The organism is Methylibium sp. Root1272 (assembly GCF_001425905.1).
GTDB lineage: Bacteria > Pseudomonadota > Gammaproteobacteria > Burkholderiales > Burkholderiaceae_C > Methylibium.
The window spans coordinates 360,432-382,094 of the sequence record NZ_LMDY01000001.1 but is presented as its reverse complement, the minus strand read 5'-3'; the positions used below and the strand labels follow the sequence as shown (position 1 = coordinate 382,094).

21 protein-coding genes and 2 tRNA genes are annotated in these 21,663 nt (G+C 69.7%); 7 read left to right on the top strand and 16 right to left on the bottom strand.

Annotation, left to right across the window (positions count from 1 at the left end):
• Positions 1-4 precede the first annotated feature (4 nt).
• From ASC67_RS01765 to ASC67_RS01755, 3 genes are all read left to right on the top strand, one after another.
• Positions 5-2,338: a copper-translocating P-type ATPase gene (locus ASC67_RS01765; protein WP_082535765.1), complete on the top strand. Its 2,334-nt coding sequence runs from the start codon at positions 5-7 to the stop codon at positions 2,336-2,338.
• A 133-nt stretch (positions 2,339-2,471) separates the two neighbouring features.
• Entirely contained in the window at positions 2,472-2,765 is a 294-nt protein-coding gene (locus ASC67_RS01760) for an excisionase (RefSeq protein WP_310731958.1), read from the top strand.
• Positions 2,741-3,922, top strand: coding sequence for a site-specific integrase (locus ASC67_RS01755; RefSeq protein WP_056314576.1), 1,182 nt, complete (start codon positions 2,741-2,743; stop codon positions 3,920-3,922). The genes ASC67_RS01760 and ASC67_RS01755 overlap by 25 nt, the downstream gene beginning before the upstream one ends.
• 30 nt (positions 3,923-3,952) lie before the next feature.
• Here the strand turns inward: ASC67_RS01755 and ASC67_RS01750 are convergent, their stop codons facing one another.
• The 10 genes from ASC67_RS01750 to uvrC form a co-directional block, all read right to left on the bottom strand.
• Positions 3,953-4,450, bottom strand: coding sequence for a GNAT family N-acetyltransferase (locus ASC67_RS01750; protein WP_056315121.1), 498 nt, complete (start codon positions 4,448-4,450; stop codon positions 3,953-3,955).
• Positions 4,451-4,458: 8 nt separating this feature from the next.
• Positions 4,459-4,785: a DUF1778 domain-containing protein gene (locus ASC67_RS01745; protein ID WP_056314575.1), complete on the bottom strand. Its 327-nt coding sequence runs from the start codon at positions 4,783-4,785 to the stop codon at positions 4,459-4,461.
• 418 nt (positions 4,786-5,203) lie between these two features.
• Positions 5,204-5,279 (bottom strand) — tRNA-His (locus ASC67_RS01740).
• A gap of 29 nt (positions 5,280-5,308) precedes the next feature.
• Entirely contained in the window at positions 5,309-7,231 is a 1,923-nt protein-coding gene (locus tag ASC67_RS01735) for a SurA N-terminal domain-containing protein (protein WP_056314574.1), read from the bottom strand.
• A 158-nt stretch (positions 7,232-7,389) separates the two neighbouring features.
• Positions 7,390-7,465 (bottom strand) — tRNA-Val (locus ASC67_RS01730).
• 14 nt (positions 7,466-7,479) lie between these two features.
• Positions 7,480-7,752 (bottom strand): HU family DNA-binding protein, encoded by a 273-nt coding sequence (locus ASC67_RS01725; protein ID WP_011829551.1) that lies wholly within the window; start codon positions 7,750-7,752, stop codon positions 7,480-7,482.
• Between the two features lie 258 nt (positions 7,753-8,010).
• Complete coding sequence (locus tag ASC67_RS01720) at positions 8,011-8,907, bottom strand: DMT family transporter (protein WP_156466615.1); 897 nt, start codon at positions 8,905-8,907, stop codon at positions 8,011-8,013.
• Positions 8,907-9,473 carry a CDP-diacylglycerol--glycerol-3-phosphate 3-phosphatidyltransferase gene (gene pgsA, locus ASC67_RS01715; RefSeq protein ID WP_056314573.1) on the bottom strand — a complete coding sequence of 189 codons (567 nt, stop codon included), beginning with the start codon at positions 9,471-9,473 and terminating at the stop codon, positions 8,907-8,909. Before pgsA ends, ASC67_RS01720 begins: the two co-directional genes overlap by 1 nt.
• A gap of 51 nt (positions 9,474-9,524) precedes the next feature.
• Positions 9,525-10,034, bottom strand: a complete 510-nt coding sequence (locus ASC67_RS01710; RefSeq protein ID WP_235566187.1) for a hypothetical protein — start codon at positions 10,032-10,034, stop codon at positions 9,525-9,527.
• The gene (gene uvrC / locus ASC67_RS01705; RefSeq protein WP_082535764.1) at positions 10,021-12,054 is read right to left on the bottom strand and encodes an excinuclease ABC subunit UvrC; all 2,034 of its coding nucleotides are present in this window, start codon (positions 12,052-12,054) and stop codon (positions 10,021-10,023) included. Before uvrC ends, ASC67_RS01710 begins: the two co-directional genes overlap by 14 nt.
• Positions 12,055-12,096: 42 nt before the next feature.
• Here uvrC and earP point away from each other — a divergent pair, with 42 nt between their 5' ends.
• The 4 genes from earP (at position 12,097) to mnmC (ending at position 16,809) form a co-directional block, all read left to right on the top strand.
• Positions 12,097-13,167 (top strand): elongation factor P maturation arginine rhamnosyltransferase EarP, encoded by a 1,071-nt coding sequence (earP, locus tag ASC67_RS01700; RefSeq protein ID WP_056314571.1) that lies wholly within the window; start codon positions 12,097-12,099, stop codon positions 13,165-13,167.
• Between the two features lie 90 nt (positions 13,168-13,257).
• On the top strand, positions 13,258-13,812 hold the full coding sequence (gene efp / locus ASC67_RS01695) for an elongation factor P (RefSeq protein ID WP_056314570.1): 555 nt from the start codon (positions 13,258-13,260) through the stop codon (positions 13,810-13,812).
• 88 nt (positions 13,813-13,900) lie between these two features.
• Positions 13,901-14,851 carry a heme-dependent oxidative N-demethylase subunit alpha family protein gene (locus ASC67_RS01690; protein WP_056314569.1) on the top strand — a complete coding sequence of 317 codons (951 nt, stop codon included), beginning with the start codon at positions 13,901-13,903 and terminating at the stop codon, positions 14,849-14,851.
• Complete coding sequence (gene mnmC, locus ASC67_RS01685; protein WP_056314568.1) at positions 14,848-16,809, top strand: FAD-dependent 5-carboxymethylaminomethyl-2-thiouridine(34) oxidoreductase MnmC; 1,962 nt, start codon at positions 14,848-14,850, stop codon at positions 16,807-16,809. Before ASC67_RS01690 ends, mnmC begins: the two co-directional genes overlap by 4 nt.
• Here the strand turns inward: mnmC and ASC67_RS01680 are convergent.
• From ASC67_RS01680 to lpxD, 6 genes are read right to left on the bottom strand one after another with little or no spacing between them, the layout of a single operon-like run.
• Complete coding sequence (locus ASC67_RS01680) at positions 16,776-17,561, bottom strand: RNA methyltransferase (protein ID WP_056314567.1); 786 nt, start codon at positions 17,559-17,561, stop codon at positions 16,776-16,778. The two genes, mnmC and ASC67_RS01680, sit on opposite strands and share 34 nt — an antisense overlap.
• Positions 17,558-18,211: a ribonuclease HII gene (rnhB, locus tag ASC67_RS01675; RefSeq protein ID WP_056314566.1), complete on the bottom strand. Its 654-nt coding sequence runs from the start codon at positions 18,209-18,211 to the stop codon at positions 17,558-17,560. Before rnhB ends, ASC67_RS01680 begins: the two co-directional genes overlap by 4 nt.
• Positions 18,183-19,301: a lipid-A-disaccharide synthase gene (gene lpxB, locus ASC67_RS01670; RefSeq protein WP_404932818.1), complete on the bottom strand. Its 1,119-nt coding sequence runs from the start codon at positions 19,299-19,301 to the stop codon at positions 18,183-18,185. Before lpxB ends, rnhB begins: the two co-directional genes overlap by 29 nt.
• Positions 19,302-19,320: 19 nt before the next feature.
• Positions 19,321-20,109 (bottom strand): acyl-ACP--UDP-N-acetylglucosamine O-acyltransferase, encoded by a 789-nt coding sequence (gene lpxA, locus ASC67_RS01665; RefSeq protein ID WP_056315116.1) that lies wholly within the window; start codon positions 20,107-20,109, stop codon positions 19,321-19,323.
• 11 nt (positions 20,110-20,120) lie between these two features.
• Entirely contained in the window at positions 20,121-20,561 is a 441-nt protein-coding gene (gene fabZ / locus ASC67_RS01660) for a 3-hydroxyacyl-ACP dehydratase FabZ (RefSeq protein ID WP_036230115.1), read from the bottom strand.
• The gene (lpxD, locus tag ASC67_RS01655) at positions 20,558-21,655 is read right to left on the bottom strand and encodes a UDP-3-O-(3-hydroxymyristoyl)glucosamine N-acyltransferase (protein WP_056314564.1); all 1,098 of its coding nucleotides are present in this window, start codon (positions 21,653-21,655) and stop codon (positions 20,558-20,560) included. Before lpxD ends, fabZ begins: the two co-directional genes overlap by 4 nt.
• Positions 21,656-21,663: the final 8 nt, after the last annotated feature.

The following is a 21,663-nucleotide window of genomic DNA, read 5'->3' as shown; positions in this document are numbered from 1 at the left end:
CGCGATGCAGGGCAGCCCTGGAACCCCTCACGATCACACCCACCATCGGGCCACGGCCACGGCGATGTCCGATCACCCGCACGGAGACGGTGCGCACCAGGAACACGGTCCGCTGAAACCTATACGGACCGATGGCGGTCGGCCGCACTTCGAGCACACGCACCACCAGCCCGGTCACGCGAGCACCAACGCGACACCAACGGCTCGCCCGGACTCTCTGGACGAGGTCGAGTACACCTGCCCGATGCACCCGCAGGTGCGCCAGATGGGCCCGGGTCACTGCCCCATCTGCGGCATGGCGCTCGAACCGGTGCTGGTCACCGCCGCCGCCGGCGACAGCGCCGAGCTGCGCGACATGACGAAGCGCTTCTGGATCGGCACCGTTCTCACGCTGCCGGTCTTCGCGCTCGAGATGGGCGGCCACCTGACCACCCTGAACCACCTGCTCGGGCAGCAGTTGTCGAACTGGATCCAGATGCTGCTCGGCACACCGGTGGTGCTCTGGGCCGGCTGGCCTTTCTTCGTGCGGGCCTTGGCATCGGTCGAGCACCGCAGCCTGAACATGTTCTCGCTGATCGCGCTCGGCACCGGCGCGGCCTGGCTCTACAGCATCGTCGGCACAGTCGCCCCGCGGCTCTTTCCGGCCGACCTGCGGCTGGCCGATGGCGCGGTGCCGATCTATTTCGAGGCCGCCGCCGTGATCACGGTTCTGGTGCTGCTCGGTCAGGTGCTGGAGCTGCGCGCCCGCGAGAAGACCTCGGGCGCGATCAAGGCACTGCTCGACCTTGCGCCCAAGACGGCCATCCGGGTCGGTGCTGACGGGCAGGACGACACCGTCGCGATCGACACCATCCAGGTCGGCGAGTTGCTGCGCGTGCGCCCCGGCGAGAAGGTGCCGGTGGACGGCGAACTCACCGAAGGCAAGGGCACGGTCGACGAATCGATGGTCACCGGCGAGCCGATGCCCGTGGCCAAGGCGCCCGGCGCCAAGGTCACGGCAGGCACGCTGAACCAGACCGGCGGCTTCGTGATGCGCGCCGAGAAGGTCGGCGCCGACACGCTGCTGTCGCAGATCGTTCACATGGTCGCCGCGGCGCAGCGCAGCCGGGCGCCGATCCAGCGGATGGCCGACCAGGTGGCCGGCTGGTTCGTGCCGGTCGTGATCCTCGTGGCGCTGCTCACCTTTGCGGCCTGGCTCGTCTGGGGACCGTCGCCCGCCTTCAGCTACGCGCTGATCACGGCGGTGGCCGTGCTGATCATCGCCTGCCCCTGCGCGCTGGGCCTGGCCACACCGATGTCGATCATGGTCGGGGTCGGCCGCGGCGCCCAGCATGGCGTGCTGATCCGCGACGCCGAGGCGCTGGAACGCATGGAGAAGGTCGACACGCTGGTGGTGGACAAGACCGGCACGCTGACCGAAGGCCGCCCGAAGGTCGTGCACGTCGAGCCGGCCCCGGGCCACACGGCCGACGAGGTGCTGCAGCAGCTCGCCAGCGTGGAACGCGCCAGCGAGCATCCTCTCGCGATGGCGGTCGTGAACGACGCGCTGCAACGCCGGCTGCCGCTGTCGCCGGTGACCGACTTCGACTCACCGGTCGGCAAGGGTGTGGTCGGCACGGTCGACGGCGCCCGGATCGTCTCCGGGAGCGGCCGCTTCCTCGCCCAGCAGGGCATCGAGGTCGGGCCGCTGGCCGACGCGGCCGAGCGCCAGCGACTGAAGGCCGCCACGGTCATCTTCGTCGGCAAAGACAGTCGCCTCGCCGGCTTCGTCGCGATCGCCGACCCGATCAAGCCGACCACGCCGCAGGCCCTGCAGGCCCTGAAGGCGGCCGGCATCCGCATCGTGATGCTGACCGGCGACGGCCGGACCACGGCCGAGTCCGTGGGCCGCGAGTTGGGCATCGACGAGGTCGTCGCCGAGGTATTCCCGGAGGACAAGGCCCGCGTGGTGCAGCAGCTCAAGCGCGAAGGCCGGGTGCCGGCCATGGCCGGTGACGGCGTCAACGACGCGCCCGCGCTGGCCGCCGCCGACGTGGGCATCGCGATGGGCACCGGCACCGACGTGGCGATGGAGAGCGCCGGGATCACGCTGCTGAAGGGCGACCTGATGGGCATCGTCCGCGCGCGCAGGCTGTCGCAGGCGACGATGCGCAACATCCGCCAGAACCTCTTCCTCTCGTTCGCGTACAACGTCGCCGGCATCCCGCTGGCCGCGGGCGTGCTCTACCCCTTCTTCGGCCTGCTGCTCTCGCCCATCGTGGCAGCCGCAGCCATGGCGCTGTCCTCGGTCAGCGTCATCGGCAACGCGTTGCGGCTTCGAGCGCTGAACATCGAGTGACGGAGTCGATCGAGCGGGCCGCGACGAAAGCCAGCAGGTCAGCCTGATAGGCTGGTGACGAATTGTCCGGTTCGATGATTCTCCGGGCGAAGTCATCGCACGACCGTGAGCTGCCCTCGCCTACGCTGTGCACATGCCCAGCCAGACCGCCACCCTCGAATCTCCGCCATCGAGGCCGCCCAGTCGGGTTGGCCGCAAGCCGCAGGTCCCGCCCGACCTGTCCCGCTGGGCCGTCACCCCCGCACGGGCTGACTACGTCACCATCCCGATCGCCGCGGCAATCACGGGGTATTCGGCCAAGGCCATCCGGCGCAAGATCGAGGCTGGAGTCTGGCTCGAAGGCCGCGAGTTCCGACGCGCGCCCGACGGTCATGTGCTGATCAGCGTGAAGGGGTATGAGCTATGGGTCGAAAGGGGTCGGGCGTAGAGGTTCGCGGCAACTCGATCCGCATCCAGTTCACCTTCAACGGCGAGGTGCTGCGCCGCACGCTCAGCGTCGAAGGCAAGCCGCTGCCGCCGACCGCGGCAAACCTGAAGTACGCCCACCGGCTGGCGGCGGAGATCCGCGAGCGCATCCGCTTCGGCAGCTTCTCGCTCGCCGAATACTTCCCGGCCGATGGCGACGTCGGCCAGCCGATGACCGTCGGCACCCAGCTCGACGACTGGCTCGCCGCGCAGCGCCTGGAAGCCTCGACCAGCGCCGGCTACTCGAGCGCGATCCGCTTCTGGAAGGCCGCGGTCTGCGACCGCCGCGGCGCCAGGCTCGGCGACCGGCCGGTGCGCATGCTCAAGCACAGCGACGTGCTGACCGCCCTCGCCTCGCGCCCCACCCTGTCGGGCAAGACCGTCAACAACTACGTGTCGGTGCTGCGCAAGGCGATGGAGCTCGCCGTCGCCGACAAGGCGATCCCGACCAACCCGGTCAGCGCCGTCACCCGGGCCAAGCACCAGAAGCCCCTGCCCGACCCGTTCTCGCGCGAGGAGGCCGAGTCCATCGTCGCCGACATGACGGCCCACTACCCGGCCCCGATCGCGAACTACATCGAGTTCAAGTTCTTCACCGGCCTTCGCACCTCCGAGAGCTTCGGCCTGCACTGGCGCGATGTCGACCTCGCCGGCAAGCACCTGCTCGTGCACCGAGCCATCGTGCGTGGCGTCGAGAAGAACAACACCAAGACCAACACCGCCCGCCAGGTCATCCTCAACAGCCGCGCGCTCGCGGCGCTGAAGCGCCAGCGCAAGCACACCCAGATGCGTGACGCACACGTCTTTCTCGACCCGCGCTACGGGGAACCCTGGCTCGAGGAACGCGCCTTCCGTCGCAGCTACTGGGAACCCACGCTGCGGCGCCTGGGCATGCGCTACCGGCCGCCGTACAACACCCGCCACACCTACGCGACCATGATGCTGATGGCCGGCATGACACCGGCCTTCTGCGCCAAGCAGCTCGGGCACTCGGTCGAGATGTTCCTGCGCACCTACGCCAAGTGGATCGACGGCGGCCAGAATGCGCTGGAGATGGGCCGCCTCGAAGCTGCGCTTTCCCCGGATGGCCAGCAGACGCAGCCCGGCAAGGTCAAGTGACAGAGCCCGCCGACCGCCCGCGTCGCACGCTCAAGGCTCGCGCAGCGCTTGGTCGACCGTCGCCAGCATCAGGCACAAGGTCATCGGCTTGACCGGCGACTCGATGAAACCGCGCGAGAGGTAGAAGCGCCGGGCTTGCTCCGACAGGGCATGCACCAGCAGCGCGGTGACGCCAGCGATGTCGGCGGCCTGGATCGCGCGCCGGATGGCGTCGTTGAGCAGCGCCGTGCCGATGCCCTGCTGGTGGTGGCTCTTGTGGATGGCCAGGCGCCCGAGGACGAGCACTGGAACCGGGTCGGGCCGGTTGCGCCTCATCGTGGACGGCGCTTCGGCGTGGCCGACGGCGCCGGCGGCCAGGCAGTAGTAGCCGACCACGCGATCGCCTTCGCACACGACATAGGTGCGGGACGAACCGTTGGCCTGGTTCTTGGCCGCGCGGCGCCTCAGCCAGTCGTCCAGCGAGGGCTCTCCGCTGTCGAAGTCGGCGAGCTGGTGCTCGTCGCTCAGCGGCTGTGGCGCCGACAGCATCGGCAGCGTCACTTCACGCGTTGGCCGGTGGCTTTGCCTGTGGCTGGCGGCTTTGCCGTGCTCGACTCCCAAGGTGCGCGGGCGCCGAGGGTGCGACGCAGGCGGTCGGTGGGAGCCGGCGGCTTGTCGAGCATGGCCTGGAAGGCGCCGAAGCTCTTCGCGTCGAGCGCGAAGTAGGTCTGATCGAGCAGCACGTCCTCGGCCTGCCTGCAGGCGGCTTCGAGCATGAAGTCCGAGCGGCTGCGACCCAGGCGCTCAGCGGCTTGGTCGATCAGGTCGCGCTGCCCGGCCTTGGCGCGGATGCTGATCGTGACGGGCTCTTGGGTGTAGGCCATGAGATGCTTTTCGTGTACTGCGTTCTCGATGCCAACATTGTATGTCATTTGTCCATACATCTGAGGGCCGCGCCGCAGGAGGTCGGCCTGCGTGCCCGCGCAGCGCGTTGCGGGCGGGTTCCATCCGCCGACGCGAAGGTGCCGACCCAACGAGCGGGATCGGGGTAGCCGAGCTGCTCGCACCGGAGCCGCAGGCCCGACCCGAATTGATCGATCCGGCCAGCCGACTTGCCTTGGTTCGAGAAGTCTCAGCGGTGCGGGTCTGGCTCCGCGCGAGACATGTTCTCGGCGCGCTTCGTAGGGCTCGAAGGGCCTCTCCGAGGCTTCGCCTCGGGGCACGTTCAACTACGGATTTATCCCAGATTTATCCCACAAAAGGCCTTGGCAGGCCTAACGTGTTGATTTCAAAGGGAAATTTTGGGGTGGCTGATGGGACTCGAACCCACGACAACAGGAATCACAATCCTGGACTCTACCAACTGAGCTACAGCCACCGCAGAGCCTTGAATTATAGCGGAGAGCTTCAGCGCGAAGCGCCGGGCTGCTCGGTGTCGCTGCTCTTGGCAACGCCGGTGATCTTCACCTTGTAGCGTTCCTTCAGTGCCGCGTAGTAGGCCTCGTCCTCGGCCGTGCCCCAGATCTGCCCGTACTGCTGCTGCAGCCGCTTGTCGTCACCGGCCGCCGGGTCGCGCGGCAGCAGCTTGTCGACACGCACCACCGCATAGCCCTCGTCGCCGAAATCGACCCCCGTCCACGACGGCAGCGGCGCAGGCGGCGCCTTCATCACCGCATCGACCAGCGCGGGCGGCAGCTCCTGCTGCCGTCCTCGCGAGACCGTCAAGGCCGGCTCCAGGCCCTCGGGTTCAGCGCCGCCCTTCCAGGCCGCGAGCCTTGCCATGCCTTCCTTGCGCGCCAGCGCCGCCGATTGCTCGACGACGACACGCTCGCGCACGCGATCCTTCACCTCGGCGAGCGGCAGCTTGCGCGACGGCGCATGGTCGACGACGCGGCCGGCGACCAGTTGGTTGCCGCCCAGATCGACCGCTTCGGTATTGCGCTTGTTGCGCAAGGTGTCGGCCGCGAACAGGGCCTCCAGGAACTTCGGGTTGGCGAGCGGACCCGTGGCGCCCTGAGCCGGCGTACGCGCCACGCCGGTGGCCGTGCGTACCGTGAGCTTGAGCTTTTCGGCTGCCGGCTTCAGGGTGTCTGCCTGCTCGTAGACGGTGTTGCTGAAGGTCTCGGCCGCTTCGGCGTAGCGGCGCTGCGCCAGTTGCTGCTTCACCTCGTTCTCGATCTCGGCCTTGACGGACTCGAAGGACTTCTTCTCGCCGCCCCGCACCGCGGTGAGCAGGATCACGTGGTAGCCGAAATCGCTTTCCACCACCTCGCTCAATTGCCCCGGCTTCAGCGCAAAGGCGGCGTCCTCGAAGGACTTGACCATCGCGCCGCGCGCGAAGAAGTCCAGGTCACCACCCTGCACCGCGGAGCCGGGATCTTCCGAATTCTTCTTGGCCAGCTCGGCGAACTTCGCAGGGTCCTTCCGCGCCTCGGCGAGCAAGGCCGCGGCCTTCGCCTTGGCCTTCTCGCGCTGCTCGGCCGACGCGCCCTTCTCGGCCTTGATCAGGATGTGGCTGGCGCGGCGCTCTTCCGGCGCGACGTAGCGGCTCTCGTTCTCGGCGTAGTACTTGCGTAGATCGTCGTCGCCGACCGTGATGCCGGCCTTGATGGCATCGAGGTCGAGCACTAGGTACTCGATCGACGCCTGCTCCGGCGTCTCGAACTCGGCGGCGTGCCGGCCGTCCTTGTAGTAGGCCTCGATGTCGGCGTCGGTGGGGTTCACCTTGGAAACGAACTTCTGCGCCTCGAAGCGTGCGATGCGCACCTCGCGCTGCTGCAACAGCGCATCCAGCGCCGTCGACGTGGGGCGGCTCGGTGCCAGCACCGTGCCGCTCACGCCCTGCAGGACCTGACGCATCGCCAGGTCCTGACGCAGTTGCTGCTCGAACTGCCGCGCACTCATGCCCTGCGCCGCCAGCAGGTCGGCGTTCAGGCTGCCGTCGGGCTTGCGCAGGAAGGCGAGTTGCGGATCGCTGGCGAACATCCGCTGCAGGCGTTCGTCGCTGGCCGTCAGGTGCAGCTTGTCGGCCGCGACCAGCATCACGCGCTCGCGCACCAGGGCGTCCAGCGTGCGCTGCTTCGCCTCGGGTGTGTCGAACAGCTTGAGGTCGGCACCGGGCGACTGCGCCCGCAGGCGCTCGACCTGGTTGCGGTGCGCCGCATCCCATTCGGCCTGCGTGATCGAGGTGCCCGCCACCTTGGCAACGACCGTGTTGCCTTCGCTGAAGCCGGTGTAACCCTGCACGCCGAAGAACACGAAGGCCGGGAAGATCAGCAGGACCAGGATGAACTGGAACAGCCGGGTGTGCGAACGAACGAATTCAAACATCGATGGCCTCGGATGATCGATCTGTGGCGGTCCACATGCGACAAAGGCGAACCGGGGTTCGCCTTTGCGGGACTGGCTCTCTTGCGCGCTCTGAGGAGAGCGCTGCTACCGGATTCTATCGAAGCGGTCGAGGCCGTCGCTGGATGTCGACTCCGGGGTGGTGGGTGCTGAGGGGTTCGAACCCCCGACCTACGCCTTGTAAGGGCGCCGCTCTACCAGCTGAGCTAAGCACCCGAGCCGGACACGGTTCAGTTGAGTGCGTCCTTCAGGGCCTTCCCCGGACGGAACTTCGGCACCTTGGCCGCCTTGATCTTGATCGTGTCGCCGGTGCGCGGGTTGCGCCCGCTGCGTGCCGCACGCTTGGTCACGGCAAACGTGCCGAACCCGACGAGCGACACGCTGCCGCCCTTCTTGAGCGTCGTGCGCACACCGCCGATCAGCGCCTCGAGCGCGCGCGTGGCAGCGGCCTTCGAGATGTCAGCCTGCTTGGCGATGTGTTCGATCAGTTCAGTCTTGTTCACGAAAGGTACCCCCTTTGAAAGGTGTCTCTGTCTACGGTGGATGGTGCGGGACCCGGCCCGGTGGGACGCGCTGCGGAAGGCCGCTTGGACTGCGGATCATTACAGCGGTGAGCCTGCGGGGTGTCAAGCGCGGAAGGCGATTCTATGCGTATTCCCCCATGCAGACGGACCGCCGGCCGGGGCCCGGCGACCCGGCTCGTGTCGACGCCGCATGCCCGACGGGACACCTTGTGGACGCGACGGCACAGGTCGCCCCACTCATGCGTCGCGTCGCGTTGCACGAACCACCAAGGCGACGCCCGCCGCCGTGAGGGCCAGCCCGATCAGCACGCTCAACGACAGTGATTCGCCGAACAGCAGCCACGCCATCAGCGCCGTGCAAGGCGGCACCAGGTAGAGCAGGCTGGTCACGGACGTTGCTGCACCCCGCTGAATCAGCAGGTAGAGCAGCGAACTTCCGCCGAGCGTCGGCACCACGACGGACCAGGCCATCGCCCCGAGGAGTTGCGGATGCCATTGCACCGGCGCCGGCTCCAGCAGCGCGAGCGGCAGCGTGACCACCAGCGCCGCGAGCAGTTGCACAGCGCTGGCGGTGCGCACGTCGCAACGCGCCACATGCTGCTTCTGGTACAGCGTACCCGCAGTGATACAGAGCAATGCGAACACGGACAGACCGAGGTTCGCCGCCGTGACCTCGCCGCTGCCGAGCTTGTGGCCCACCACCAGCAGGAGCCCGGCGAAGCCGAGCGCCAGGCCGAGCCACTGCCGGGCCGACACTTTTTCGGACTGCGATCCTGTGCGGCTGATCCACACGGCGGTCAGCACGGGTTGCAGGCCGACGACCAGTGCCACAGTGCCCGCCCCGATGCCCATCCTCACTGCAGCCCACACCCCGCCCAGGTAGCCGGCGTGCATCAGCACGCCGGTCACGGCCAGATGCCACCACTGCACCCGCCCCTGCGGCCACGCCGCGTTGGACAGCCGCACCCACAGGACAAAGCACAACGCCGAGAACGCAAAGCGCCAGGCCAGGAACTTCAGCGGTGGCGCATGCGGCATGCCATAGCGCGCCACGATGAAGCCGGTGCTCCAGATCAGCACGAACAGCGCCGGCATCGCGCCGATCAACAGCGCGCGCCGCCCGGCCGGCAGCATCAGCGCACCTTGGCGCGGATCTCGGGCAGCGCCTTCTGCAGGTAATAGACCATCGACCAGATGGTCAGCGCGGCGGCAATGATGATCAGCACGGTGCCCCACAGGTGGGTATCGACGAAGCCGAGAAGATGGCCGTCGAACAGCAGAAAGGGGATCGCGACCATCTGCACGGTCGTCTTGAGCTTGCCCAGCATGTGCACTGCGACGCTGCGCGACGCGCCGATCTGCGCCATCCACTCGCGCAGTGCCGAGATCGCGATCTCGCGGCCGATGATCACCAGCGCGATCAGCGCGTTGACGCGATCGAGCTGCACCAGGATCAGCAGCGCCGCGCAGACCAGGAACTTGTCGGCCACCGGATCGAGGAAGGCACCGAACGACGAGGTCTGGTTTAGCTTGCGCGCCAAGTAGCCATCGGCCCAATCGGTGAGCGCGACCACGATGAACAGCACCGTCGCCATCAGGTTCTGCATCGACGGCGCCACCTGCAGATAGAACACGCCGACGATCAGCGGGATCGCGACGATTCGCGCCCAGGTCAGGAGTGTCGGCAGCGTGAAGAACATGAGGGCATTGTGCCCAAGAAGAGCCCGTACCCCTGGCGATGCCGACAGTGCTCAGGAATCGAGGGTGCGCGGCTTGAACTTCCGGTCGTCGCGGAACAGGAAGGTTTCGGTGAACTTCCAGGGCCTGGGCAGTCTCGACACATCACCGAAGGGCGCCGCACGGCGCACCGCGTCGATCGCCAGCTGGATGGTGTCCTTGGCCTGGCGCGGCTCGCGCAGCACCTCGATGCGGCGCACGCTGCCGTCGGCGTTGAGCTCGACCTCCAGCACCGGGATGGCCAGCAGCGGCTCCGGCACCTCGCCGGTGTAGGTCAGGCCGGGATTGGCGGTGACCAGCCGCCGCGCCGCCTGCAGCCTCAGCCCTGCGAGCGTGCGAGGCGTTTCGGGGGCCGGCAAGGCTCCGGCCGACGGTTTGGGTGCGGCAGGCGCCGCAGTACGCGTGGGTGCCGGCGCGGGCGGCGGCGTGGTAGAGCAGGCGCCCAGCGTCAGTACCAGCGCAACCACGAGCCGGGCCGCAGGCCAGCGCATGCGATGCGCCGCCGATTCATCAGTGCAGGACACGGTAGATCTCCTCCGCCAGTTCTCTGGAAATGCCGTCGACGGTCGATAGGTCGTCCACGCTCGCACTGGCCACGCCGCGTGCGCCGCCGAAGCGCTGCAGCAGCTTCGCACGTTTCTTGGGCCCGATGCCGGCGATGTCCTCCAGCCGGCTGCCGCCGGTGCGCACACTGGCACGCCGGGCGCGCATGCCGGTGATCGCGAAGCGGTGGGCCTCGTCTCGGATCTGCGCCACCAGCATCAACGCCGCCGAGTCCTTGCCGAGGTAGACCTTGGCGCGGCCGTCGGCGAACACCAGTTCCTCGAGCCCGACCTTGCGGCCCTCGCCCTTCTCGACGCCGACGATCAGCGACAGGTCGAGTCCGAGCTCCTCGAACACATCGCGCGCCATCGCCACCTGGCCCTTGCCGCCGTCCACCAGCACCAGGTCGGGCAGCCGGGCCTCGCTCTTAGCAGCCGCCTCGGCGAGCTTGGCGTAGCGGCGCGTCAGCACCTGGCGCATGGCCGCGTAGTCGTCGCCGGGGGTGATGCCGGTGATGTTGTAGCGGCGGTACTGGGCCGGCAGCATCTTGTGCTCCTCGAACACCACGCAAGAGGCTTGCGTCGCCTCGCCGGCCGTGTGGCTGATGTCGAAACATTCGATGCGAAAGCGCTCCAGCTGGTCGGGCGCCAGGTCGAGCGCGTCGACCAGGGACCGCGTGCGGGCCTGCTGCGAGCCCTCCTCGCTCAGCAGTTGCGTGAGCTTGATGCGGGCGTTCTTCAGGGCCATCTCCAGCCACTGCCGGCGCTGGTCGCGCGGCTGGTGCTGGGCGGTGACGCGCACGCCGCTGGCTTCGGTCAGTGCCTCGACCAGCGCCTTGTCGATCGCATGGCTGGTGATCAGCAGCGGCGGGGGCGCCCCGTCGAGGTAATGCTGAGCGATGAAAGCCTCCAGCACCCGCACCTCGACACGGGCCTGGGCCGGCACCGCTGCAGCCTCGGCGGCCGGTTCGGCAGCGTCCTCCAACCCTTCCAGCGCACTGGCTTCCTCGACGTGCGTCGGGAAGTACGGCCGATCGCCCAGGTGCCGGCCGCCCCGCACCATCGCCAGGTTGACGCAGGCACGCCCGCCCTGCACCACCGCCGCCAGGATGTCGGCGTCCTTGTCGAAGGCGCCGTCGGCGTTGGTCTCGACCGACTGCTGGTGCAGCACCCGCGACAGCGCGCCGAGCTGGTTGCGGATCTCGGCGGCTTTCTCGAACTCCAGCGCATCGGCGTGCGCCATCATCTGCGCCTGCAGCGTGTCCATCACCTCCTGCTGTTCGCCGAGCAGGAAGCGCTCGGCGTTCCTGACGTCGCGCGCGTAGTCCGCCGCCGCGATGGCCTGCACGCACGGCCCCGAGCAGCGCTTGATCTGGTACAGCAGGCATGGCCGCGTGCGGTGGTTGAACACCGTGTCTTCGCAGGTACGCAACCGGAACACCTTCTGCAGCAGCTGGATCGATTCCTTCACCGCCCAGGCGCTCGGGTAGGGACCGAAATAGCGGTGTCGCTTGTCCACCCCACCACGGTAGTAGGCCATGCGCGGGTAGTCGGCGGCCAAGGCCGCGCCTGCAGCGGCCTGCGGCGCGCCGGGCGATGCCGCACCGGTGATCTTGAGGTAGGGGTAGCTCTTGTCGTCGCGGAACAGGATGTTGAACTTCGGGTTCAGCGTCTTGATCAGGTTGTTCTCGAGCAGCAGCGCCTCGGCCTCGGAGCGCACGACCGTGGTCTCGAGCCGCGCGATCTTGCCGACCATGTGGCCGGTACGCGTTCCGCCGTGGTTTTTCTGGAAGTAGCTGGACACCCGCTTCTTCAGGTTGCCGGCCTTGCCCACGTAGAGCAGCGCGCCCTGCGCGTCGAAGTAGCGGTAGACGCCCGGCAGGCTGGGCAAGGCTGCCACCTCGATTGCCAGGCGGTCTCGTGCCGCGTCGCCGGCTGCCGCGGCGGCGGCGGCGGCGGCGTCGGGCGGCGGCACCGTGTTGTCGGGGGAGACGGCCGTCATGGTCGCGGATTGTGCAGCGTCGCCCTGTCGATAATCCCGCCGATGACACAGCCGCTGCGATGGGATCTGTTCTGCCACGTGATCGACAACTTCGGCGACGTCGGCGTGTCGTGGCGGCTCGCCATCGACCTGGCGCGGCGAGGACAGCAGGTGCGGTTGTGGATCGACGATCCGTCGGCACTCGCTTGGATGGCGCCGCAAGGGCATGCCGGCGTCGAAGTGCTGCGCTGGGCCGACCCGCTGCCGGACCGCGAGCCCGGCGACGTGGTTGTCGAGACCTTCGGCTGCCAGCTGCCCGAAGGCTTTGTGCGCCGCATGGTCCGCCCGCGTCCGCCGGTGTGGATCAACTTCGAATACCTGAGCGCCGAGTCCTACGTGGAGCGCAGCCACGGGCTGCCTTCGCCGCAGCTCGAAGGGCCCGGTCAGGGCCTGACCAAGTGGTTCCTCTACCCCGGCTTCACGCCGGCCACCGCCGGCCTGATCCGCGAGCCGGGATTGCCAGCGCGGCGCGCGGCCTTCGACGCGGCGGACTGGCTGGCCCGCCAGGGCGTGGTGCGCCAGCCCGGCGAGCGCGTGGTCAGCCTGTTCTGCTACGACAACCCGGTGCTGCCGGGCTGGCTGACCAGCCTGGCGGCGCAGCCGACCGTGCTGCTGGTCACGCCGGACAAGGCCGCGCGGCAGGTCACAGCCGCGCTCGGCAACGGCGGGCGCACGGGCGCGCTGCGGACCGTGACGCTGCCCTACCTTCCGCAGGAGGAGTTCGACCACCTGCTGTGGGCGAGCGACCTCAATTTCGTGCGCGGCGAAGACTCCTTCTCTCGGGCACAGTGGGCGGCCGCGCCGTTCATCTGGCACATCTATCCGCAAGTGGATGATTTCCACGCGGTGAAGCTGGACGCCTTCCTGAACCGCTACCTCACCACCGCGTCGCCCGCTCTGGCCGCCCGGATCCGGGCGCTGTGGTGGGGCTGGAACGGGCTCGACGACGTCCCGCATCCGGTCTGGCCCGATCTGCCTGCCTGGCGGGTTCTTGCACGCGACTGGAGCGGGCAGTTGGCCACCTTGCCCGACGCGACCGACAGCCTGCTTCGCTTCGTGGCCGGCAGAGGCTAAAATGTCGAGTTGTCTAGAAAGAAGGCGGCGCTGCCGCTGGGCAGCACGGTCGGGCCACCTCGGGCTCGCCGCTTCCAACACGGAATCACTATGAAACTCGCACAGGAAATCCGCGCCGGTAACGTGATCATGCAGGGCAAGGACCCTATGGTCGTGCTCAAGACCGAATACAGCCGCGGCGGCCGCAATTCCGCCACGGTGCGCATGAAGATGAAGAACCTGCTGAACGGCTCCGGTGCCGAATTGGTGTTCAAGGCCGACGACAAGATGGACCAGATCGTGCTCGAGAAGAAGGAGTGCACCTACTCCTACTTCGCCGACCCGATGTACGCCTTCATGGATGCCGAGTACAACCAGTTCGAGGTCGAATCCGAGAACATGGGCGATGCGATCCAGTACCTCGAGGACGGCATGCCGGTCGAGGTAGTGTTCTACGACGGCAAGGCCATCTCGGTCGAACTGCCGACCAGCCTGGTGCGCGAGATCACCGAAACCGAGCCGGCCGTCAAGGGCGACACCTCGGGCAAGGTGCTGAAGATCGCGAAGCTGGCCACCGGCTTCGAGATCTCGGTGCCGCTGTTCGTGCAGACCGGCGACAAGGTCGAGATCGACACCCGCACGCACGAGTACCGCAAGCGCGTGTGAGCGAACTCGCTTCGCCGCGAACGAGGGCACCTGCGGGTGCCCTTGCCGTTTCTGGCGGCGCACGGCGGCTGCGGGCACCATCCGGACCATGAACCCCGGGTTCGACTTCGAGGCCGCCGTCGGCGCGCCCTTTCGCATGCAGCCGGGGCTGCGCAAGCTGGCGCCCACGACGGCCCAGCTGACGGCGCTGAACCCGGCCGCGCCGGCGTTCTCCGAGAAGCTCGCGGTGCTGACGCGGCATGCCGGCGATGCGCTGGTCTGCGCGCCGGACTTCGACCCGCTGCCCGCGCTGCAGGCGCTGGCGCATGAGGCCGCCCGAGACCAGGGCACGGGACTGAGCGCCGACGCCGATGGCGTGAGCAGCCATGAACTCGGCTGCCGCGTGCACTGGGACGGCGAGCTGGCTGCCGTCGGACGCCCATCGGCGCTCCACCGCGAGGCTGCAGCCTGCCTCGCGGCGCTGCCGGCTTCGCAGCGCCTGCCGGGCCTGCTGAGCCTCGCGCTGCACGAGGATCTGGCGATCGTCGACGGCGTGAGGGCGACGCTGCCCTGGATGGCAGTCTGCCTGCCCTCGCACTGGGCGCCGTCCGAGAAGGTCGGTCGCTCCTTCGCCGCGGTGCACGGGCCGGTGGCCGACAACGCCACGCTGATCGCGGCGAGCCAGCACCTGACGCGGCTGGTCTGCCAGTCACAGCGCTGGGAGCGCTTCGTGTGGAACCTGACGACGCACCCTTCGCACGACCAGCATCCGGCCCGCCACGCACGCCAGCCCTGGCCCGACGACCCGCAGGCCGTGGCCGCGACGGCCTACTGGCGCACAGAGCACCAGACCTTCATCCCACTGCCCGCGCTGCAGCAGGCCGTGTTCACGATCCACGTGAACGTGCAGACGATGGCGCAGGCGATCGCGACGCCGCGCCAGGCCGCCGCCTTGCATGCCGCGCTGTCGACGATGAGCGATGCGGTGCTGGCCTACCGCGGCCTCGGCCCGGCACGTGACGCCCTGCTGGCCTGGCTCGCCGCCCGCGCGTCGACATGAAGACCGCGCCGATCACGCCGGGCCGCCTGGCCTTCTCGCCAGAGGGTGTGCCGCTGGCACCGGAGTTCGGCGATGTCTACCACCCGGCGGCCGGTGCGCTGCAGCAGGCGCACCACGTCTTCCTCGGCGGCAACCGGCTGCCGTCGCGCTGGGGCGGCCGCAAATGCTTCGTGATCCTCGAGACCGGCTTCGGACTGGGGAACAACTTCCTCGCCACCTGGGACGCCTGGCGCCGCGATCCGCAGCGCTGCGAGCGGCTGGTGTTCGTCTCCATCGAGAAGCACCCACTGACACGCGTGGATCTGGGCCGTGCGCATGCCGCCTCGCCGCTGCCTGAGTTAGCCCGTGCGCTGGTCTCGGCCTGGCCCTTGCCGACGCCGAATCTGCATCCGATCACCTTCGACGATGGTCGGGTGCAACTGCTGCTGGGTTTCGGCGATGTGGCCTTGTTGCTGCCTCGGCTGGTGGCATCGGTCGATGCGTTCTTCCTCGACGGGTTCGCGCCGGCCCGCAATCCGGAGATGTGGGAGCCGCGCCGGCTGCAGCGCCTGGGCCGGCTCGCCGCGCCCGGCGCGACCGCCGCCACCTGGAGCGCCGCGCGGGTGGTGCGAGACGCGCTCTCGGCGGCCGGCTTCACGGTGGAAACCACGGCCGGCACCGGCGGCAAGCGCGACATCACGGTGGCGCGGTTCGCGCCACGACACATCGCCGCGTCACCGCCCGGCGGCTGGCAGGCGCACGACGCTGCATCGCGAGAGGCGCTGGTGATCGGCGCCGGCCTGGCCGGCTGCGCTGCGGCCTGGGCGTTGTCGCAGCAGGGCTGGCGCTGCCAGGTGCTGGATCGCGCGTTGGAGCCTGCCGATGTCACCTCGGGCAACCCGGCCGGCCTGTTCCACGGCAGCTTCCATCGCGACGACGGTCCGCATGCGCGCACGCTGCGTGCCGCGGCGCTGGCGACCGAGCGCCTGGCCGGCGCGTGGATCGCGCAGGGCCGCATCGCCGGGCAGCTCGCCGGCTGCCTGCGCCTCGAGTCGAGGTGGGACGACGACGCGGCGCGCGCCGCACTGGCCGCGCAGCAGATCGCGCCCGGCTATGTCGACTGGATGGACCGGGCCACCGCGAGCGAGCGCTCCGGACTCGCCCTGCCGAGCGGTGCCTGGTCCTACCCGGGCGGCGGCTGGCTCGCGCCGCGCGACTACGCGCGCACCTTGCTGGCTCACGCCGACGCGGGCTTCCGGGGCGGCGTCGACGTGGCCGGCATCGAGCGGCGCGGCAGCCTGTGGCGTGCCCTCGACGCGCGGCGTCAGGTGATCGCCGAAGCGCCGGTGCTGGTGCTGGCCAACGGGCTCGGTGCGAAAGGCCTGCTCGGCGCCGGCCGAAATGCGGCGCTGTGGCCGCTGACGGCCGTGCGCGGGCAGATCAGCAGCCTGGCCGTCGACGCGCTCCCCGGCCCGCTGCCCTGCCCGCGCCTGCCGGTCGCCGGCGGCGGCTATGTGCTGCCGCCGACGGGCGGTCGGCTGATCTTCGGCGCCACCAGCCAGCCCGACGACACCGATCCCGCGCTGCGAGACGCCGACCACCGGCTCAATCTGCAGCAGCTCGCGGGCCTGTCGGGCGGCGACGCGGACGCCTGGTCTGCCCTGCCCTGGCGGGGCCGCGTGGGCTGGCGTGCCGTGACGAGCGACCGGCTGCCGCTGATCGGCGCCGTGCCCGACCTGGAGGCGCTGGACAGCGCGTCGCGCGCCGACCAGCCGCGCTTCGTGCCACGCCAGCGCGACGCACGGGGCGGTCTCTACGTCTTCACCGGCCTCGGTTCTCGCGGCATCACCTGGGCCGCACTCGGCGGCCAACTTCTGGCCTCGTGGATCAGCGGCGCGCCCTGCCCGCTCGAAGCCGACCTGCGCGACGCGCTCGACCCCGCGCGCTACGCGCTGCCGCGCTGGCGCAGCGACTCGTAGAGGCAGATCGCCGCAGCGGCGGCCACGTTCAGCGATTCCTCACCGCCCGGCTGCGGGATGCGCCGCGTCTCGCTGCAGCGCGCCAGCAGCGCCTCGCCGACACCCTGGCCTTCGTGCCCGAGCACCCAGCCGCAGGGACTCGGCAATCGTCCTTCGGCCAGCGCAAGGCCGGCGTGCGAACTGGTGGCCAGCAGCGGCACGCCCAGCGCGTCCAGGTCTCCGACCCCGGCCGATTCGACCAGGTGCAGCGCGAAATGCGCGCCCATGCCGGCACGCAACACCTTCGGAGACCACAGTGCCGCGGTCCCCTTGAGCGCGACGACCTGTGCCACGCCGAGCGCCGCCGCACTGCGCAGGACGCTGCCGACATTGCCGGCATCCTGCAGCCGGTCAAGCACGACGGTCGCCACGCCTGCCTGCATCGCCGTCGCCTCGGCCTCATGATCGAACACGAAGCCCATCCGGGCCGGCGACTCCAGGCCGCTGAGTTGCGCGAACAGCGCGTCAGCCACTATCGCGATGCGCGGGGCGGCTCGCGCCAGCCGCTGCAGCCGCGGATCGGCCCAGCCGGCCTCGCTGACCACCGCCTGCGCCGGCACGACGCCACGCGAGACGCAGGCCGCGCACAGGTGATCGCCCTCGAGCCAGACCGCGCCGAGCTTGCGGTAGGCCGCCGGGTCCTGCGCGAGCTTGCGCAGCCGCACGAGCAGCGCGTTGTCGCGCGAGCTGATGAATTGCGGGCCGCTGGTCACGGCCGCCGCTCCAGCAACACCTCGCGCACCGGCGCGAAGCTGCGCCGGTGCGCGCCGCAGGCCCCGTGCGTGCGCAGCGCCGCCAGATGGTCGGGCGTCGGATAGCCCTTGTGACCCGCAAAACCGTACTGGGGATGCACCTCGTGCAGCGCGAGGCAGAGGCGGTCTCGGTGCACCTTGGCGAGGATCGACGCCGCGGAGATCGCGGCCACCTTCGCGTCGCCCTTGACGATGGCCTCCGCCGGCACCTGCAGCACCGGCAGCCGGTTGCCGTCGACCAGCACCTTGTGCGGCCGCAGTCGCAAGCCGTCGACGGCGCGGCGCATCGCCAGCAGCGTGGCCTGCAGGATGTTGAGCGTGTCGATCTCCTCGACGCTGGCCTCGGCGATGCAGCAGCACAGCGCCTTCGCGCGGATCTCGTCGAACAGCCGCTCGCGCACCCGCTCGCTCAGGACCTTGGAGTCGCCCAGGCCGCGGATCGGCTGCGCGTCGTCGAGGATCACCGCCGCAGCCACCACCGGCCCGGCCAGCGGCCCGCGGCCCGCCTCGTCGACACCGGCCAGCAGGCCCGGGACATCCCACGACAGGCCGAGCTGCCGGTCGCTCGGCAGGCCCGGCGCCTCAGCCCGCGATGACTTGCGCGATCGCATCGGTGGCGGCGCGAGCGGTGTCGCGCCGGAGCAGGAAATGGAGTTCGGTGAAGCGCCGCGCGATGCGCTCGCAGGCGCCCGGGTCGTCGAGCCAGCGCAGCACTTCAGTGGCCAGCGCGTCCGGCGTCATCGCGTGCTGCAGCAGTTCGGGGACGACGAAGTCCTCGCTGAGCACGTTCGGCAAGCCCACCCAGGGCTGGTAGCGCATGTGGCGCATCACCTGCCAGTTGAGCCAGTGCACGCGGTAGCCGATCACCATCGGCCGCTTGAACAGCGCGGCTTCCAGCGTGGCCGTGCCGCTGGCCACCATCACCACGTCGCTGGCGGCCATCACCTCGTGCGAGCGGCCGTCGACCAGTTCCACGGCTTCCTGCGCCCCGGCTTCGGCCACCACCGCCTCGACCATCGCGCGCAGTCCGGGCGCGACCGGCAACAGGCAGCGCAGGCCGGGCCGGGCCGTCCGCAGCCGTTGCGCGGCGCGCAGGAAGTCGGGAGCGATGTGGCGGATCTCGCCGCGGCGGCTGCCGGGCATCACGGCCACCACGGTCTCGCTGTCGCCCAGGCCGAGCGCGGCCCGGGCTGCGGCGCGCGGCACGTCGAGCGGGATCGCATCGGCCAGCGGATGGCCCACATAGCTGGCTGGCACGCCCGCCTGCGCCAGCAGCGCCGGCTCGAACGGAAAGAGGCACAGCACGTGGTCGGCCGACGCGGCCAGCTTGTGGACCCGCCCGCCGCGCCAGGCCCAGATCGACGGGCAGACGAAGTGGATGGTCTTGAGCCCGGCCGCCTTCAGGCGGGCCTCGAGGCCGAGGTTGAAGTCGGGCGCATCGATGCCGATGAAGGCGGCCGGACGCTGCGCCAGCAGGCGATCGCCGAGCTCGGTGCGCAGCGCGACGAGCTGGCGGTAGACCTTCAGCGCCTCGGCATAGCCGTGCACCGAAAGACGCTCGCTGGGCCACCACGGCTCGAAGCCCTGGGCCACCATGTCCGGTCCGCCGATGCCGGCCGCCTGCAGCGTCGGCCAGCGGGCCTTCAGGCCGCCCATCAACAGGCCGGCGAGCAGGTCGCCAGAGGCTTCGCCAGCGACCATGCCGAGCTGCATGGTGGCGCTATCTGACGATGCCGCGCTTGGAGGCCGCGAGGAAATCGAGCATCAGCCCGAGGTCCACGTCACCGCCGTCGACGCCGCCCTGAAGGGCGGCGATGGCCGCCTTCGACTCGTCGAGCGTCAAGCCCTTGCGATAGAGCAGGCGGTGCATCTGCTTGACCTGGGCGATGCGCTCCGCGCCGAAGCCGCGCCGGCGCAGCCCCTCGACGTTGAAGCCGCGCACCTCGGCCGGGTTGCCGTCGACCATCATGAAGGGGGGCACATCCTGCGACAGCGCGGTCTGGAAGCCGGCCATCGCGTGCGCGCCGATCTTCACGAACTGGTGCACGCCGGTGAGCCCGCCGATGATGACCCAGTCGCCCACGTGCACGTGCCCGGCCAGCGTGGCGTTGTTGGCAAGGATGCACTGGCTGCCGAGCTGCACGTCGTGCGCGAGGTGCACGTACGCCATCACCCAGTTGTCGCTGCCGACGCGGGTGACGCCGCTGTCCTGCGCGGTGCCGCAATTGAAGGTGCAGAACTCTCGGATCGTGTTGCGGTCGCCGATCTCGAGCCGGGTCGGTTCGCCGGCGTACTTCTTGTCCTGCGGTGCCGCGCCGATGGAGCAGAACTGCCAGATGCGGTTGTCGGACCCGATCGTCGTGTGACCCTCGATCACGCAGTGCGCCCCGATCGTGGTGCCGGCACCGATGCTCACGTGCGGCCCGATCACCGTGTAGGGGCCGATCTGGACATCGGCGGCCAGTTGCGCCTGCGGGTCGACGATCGCGGTGGGATGGACCGTGCTCATGGCGGGAGCCTTCAGGCGACGCTGCGCATCGTGCACATCAGCTCGGCGCCGCAGGCCAGTTCCCCGGCGACCGTGGCGCGTGCCTTGAACTTGTGGATGCCGCCGCGCACGCGATCGGCCTCGACCTCGAGGATGAGCTGGTCGCCCGGCTCGACCGGCCGCTTGAAGCGCGCGCCGTCGATGCCGACGAAATAGATCACCGAGTTCTTGTCGGACTGCAGGTTGTTGTCGGCGAAGCTCAGCAGCGCAGCAGCCTGCGCCAGCGCCTCCAGCATCAGCACGCCCGGCATCACCGGGCGGTGCGGAAAATGTCCGACGAAGAAGGGCTCGTTGATCGTGACGTTCTTCAGCGCCTTGATGCGCACGCCGGCCTCGACCTCCAGCACCCGATCCACCAGCAGGAAGGGGTAGCGATGCGGCAGTTTCTCGAGGATCTGGTGAATGTCCATCATGGCGTGGTCTCGGCCCCGCTCGCGTCGGCGGCGCCTGGTTCGTGATCGGAAGCGGCTGCGACCTGGCGCTCCAGTGCGCGGATGCGCTCGCGCAGCGCCGGCAACTGGCGCAGCGTGACCGCGGTCTTCTCCCAGGCGCGATTCTCGGCCAGCGGAAAGATGCCGGTGTACACCCCCGGCTTGTCGATCGAGCGCAGCACGGCCGTGTGGGCCGAGACGTGCACGCCATCGGCAATGCTCACGTGACCGACCACGCCGGCACCGCCGCCGAAGGTGCAGCCTTCGCCGATGCGCGTGCTGCCGGCCACGCCGGTGAAGGCGGCCATGGCCGTGCCGCGGCCGATGTGCACGTTGTGGGCGATCTGGATCAGGTTGTCGAGCTTCACGCCGTCCTCGATCACGGTGTCGCCGAGCGCGCCGCGGTCGATGCAGGTGTTGGCGCCGATCTCGACGTCGTCGCCGATGCGCACGGCACCCAGTTGCTCGATCTTCACGTAGCCGTGCTCCCGAGTCGGTGCGAAGCCGAAGCCGTCTGCACCGATGACGGCACCGCTGTGGACGATGCACCGGGCACCGATCGCGCAATCGAACGCCAGCGTCACGCGCGGATGGAGCCGCGTGCCGGCGCCGATGCGGGCATCGCGCCCGACAAAGCACTGCGCCCCGACCACCGCGCCGTCGCCGATCTGCACACCGGCCTCGACCACCGCGAGCGCCCCGATGCTGACGCCGGCGCCGATCCGCACGCCGGCATCGACCACGGCGCTGGGGTGCACGCCAGCGACCGCGGCGGGCCGCACGCGCCTCGCCCACCACTGGGTCAGGCGCGCGAAATAGAGATAGGGGTCGGGCGTGACGATCGCCGCGCCGCGTGCCGCCGCCTCGTCACGCAGGGCCGGGGCCACGATCACGCAGCCTGCCGCGCTGCCGGGCAGCTGGGCGCGATAGCGCGGATTGGCCAGGAAGGAGATGGTGGCGGAGTCGGCGTCCTCGAGCGGCCCGATGCGGGCGATGCCGAGTTGCTCCGGGCCGATCAGTTCGCCGCCGAGTGCCGCGGCGATGTCGCCGAGCGTGACCTCTGCCGAGTCGATCACCGCGCGGC

What these genes read in the sequence shown, in the direction of transcription:
- ASC67_RS01755 (WP_056314576.1), top strand. Translation starts at nt 2,741, where the DNA reads ATGGGTCGAAAGGGGTCGGGCGTAGAGGTTCGCGGCAACTCGATCCGC.
- ASC67_RS01760 (WP_310731958.1), top strand. Translation starts at nt 2,472, where the DNA reads ATGCCCAGCCAGACCGCCACCCTCGAATCTCCGCCATCGAGGCCGCCC.
- ASC67_RS01720 (WP_156466615.1), bottom strand. Translation starts at nt 8,907, where the DNA reads ATGCTGCCGGCCGGGCGGCGCGCGCTGTTGATCGGCGCGATGCCGGCG.
- lpxB (WP_404932818.1), bottom strand. Translation starts at nt 19,301, where the DNA reads ATGGTCGCTGGCGAAGCCTCTGGCGACCTGCTCGCCGGCCTGTTGATG.
- rnhB (WP_056314566.1), bottom strand. Translation starts at nt 18,211, where the DNA reads ATGCGATCGCGCAAGTCATCGCGGGCTGAGGCGCCGGGCCTGCCGAGC.
- uvrC (WP_082535764.1), bottom strand. Translation starts at nt 12,054, where the DNA reads ATGACGGCCGTCTCCCCCGACAACACGGTGCCGCCGCCCGACGCCGCC.
- fabZ (WP_036230115.1), bottom strand. Translation starts at nt 20,561, where the DNA reads ATGATGGACATTCACCAGATCCTCGAGAAACTGCCGCATCGCTACCCC.
- mnmC (WP_056314568.1), top strand. Translation starts at nt 14,848, where the DNA reads ATGAAGACCGCGCCGATCACGCCGGGCCGCCTGGCCTTCTCGCCAGAG.
- ASC67_RS01690 (WP_056314569.1), top strand. Translation starts at nt 13,901, where the DNA reads ATGAACCCCGGGTTCGACTTCGAGGCCGCCGTCGGCGCGCCCTTTCGC.
- ASC67_RS01750 (WP_056315121.1), bottom strand. Translation starts at nt 4,450, where the DNA reads ATGCTGTCGGCGCCACAGCCGCTGAGCGACGAGCACCAGCTCGCCGAC.
- ASC67_RS01745 (WP_056314575.1), bottom strand. Translation starts at nt 4,785, where the DNA reads ATGGCCTACACCCAAGAGCCCGTCACGATCAGCATCCGCGCCAAGGCC.
- earP (WP_056314571.1), top strand. Translation starts at nt 12,097, where the DNA reads ATGACACAGCCGCTGCGATGGGATCTGTTCTGCCACGTGATCGACAAC.
- ASC67_RS01765 (WP_082535765.1), top strand. Translation starts at nt 5, where the DNA reads ATGCAGGGCAGCCCTGGAACCCCTCACGATCACACCCACCATCGGGCC.
- efp (WP_056314570.1), top strand. Translation starts at nt 13,258, where the DNA reads ATGAAACTCGCACAGGAAATCCGCGCCGGTAACGTGATCATGCAGGGC.
- lpxA (WP_056315116.1), bottom strand. Translation starts at nt 20,109, where the DNA reads ATGAGCACGGTCCATCCCACCGCGATCGTCGACCCGCAGGCGCAACTG.
- pgsA (WP_056314573.1), bottom strand. Translation starts at nt 9,473, where the DNA reads ATGTTCTTCACGCTGCCGACACTCCTGACCTGGGCGCGAATCGTCGCG.
- ASC67_RS01735 (WP_056314574.1), bottom strand. Translation starts at nt 7,231, where the DNA reads ATGTTTGAATTCGTTCGTTCGCACACCCGGCTGTTCCAGTTCATCCTG.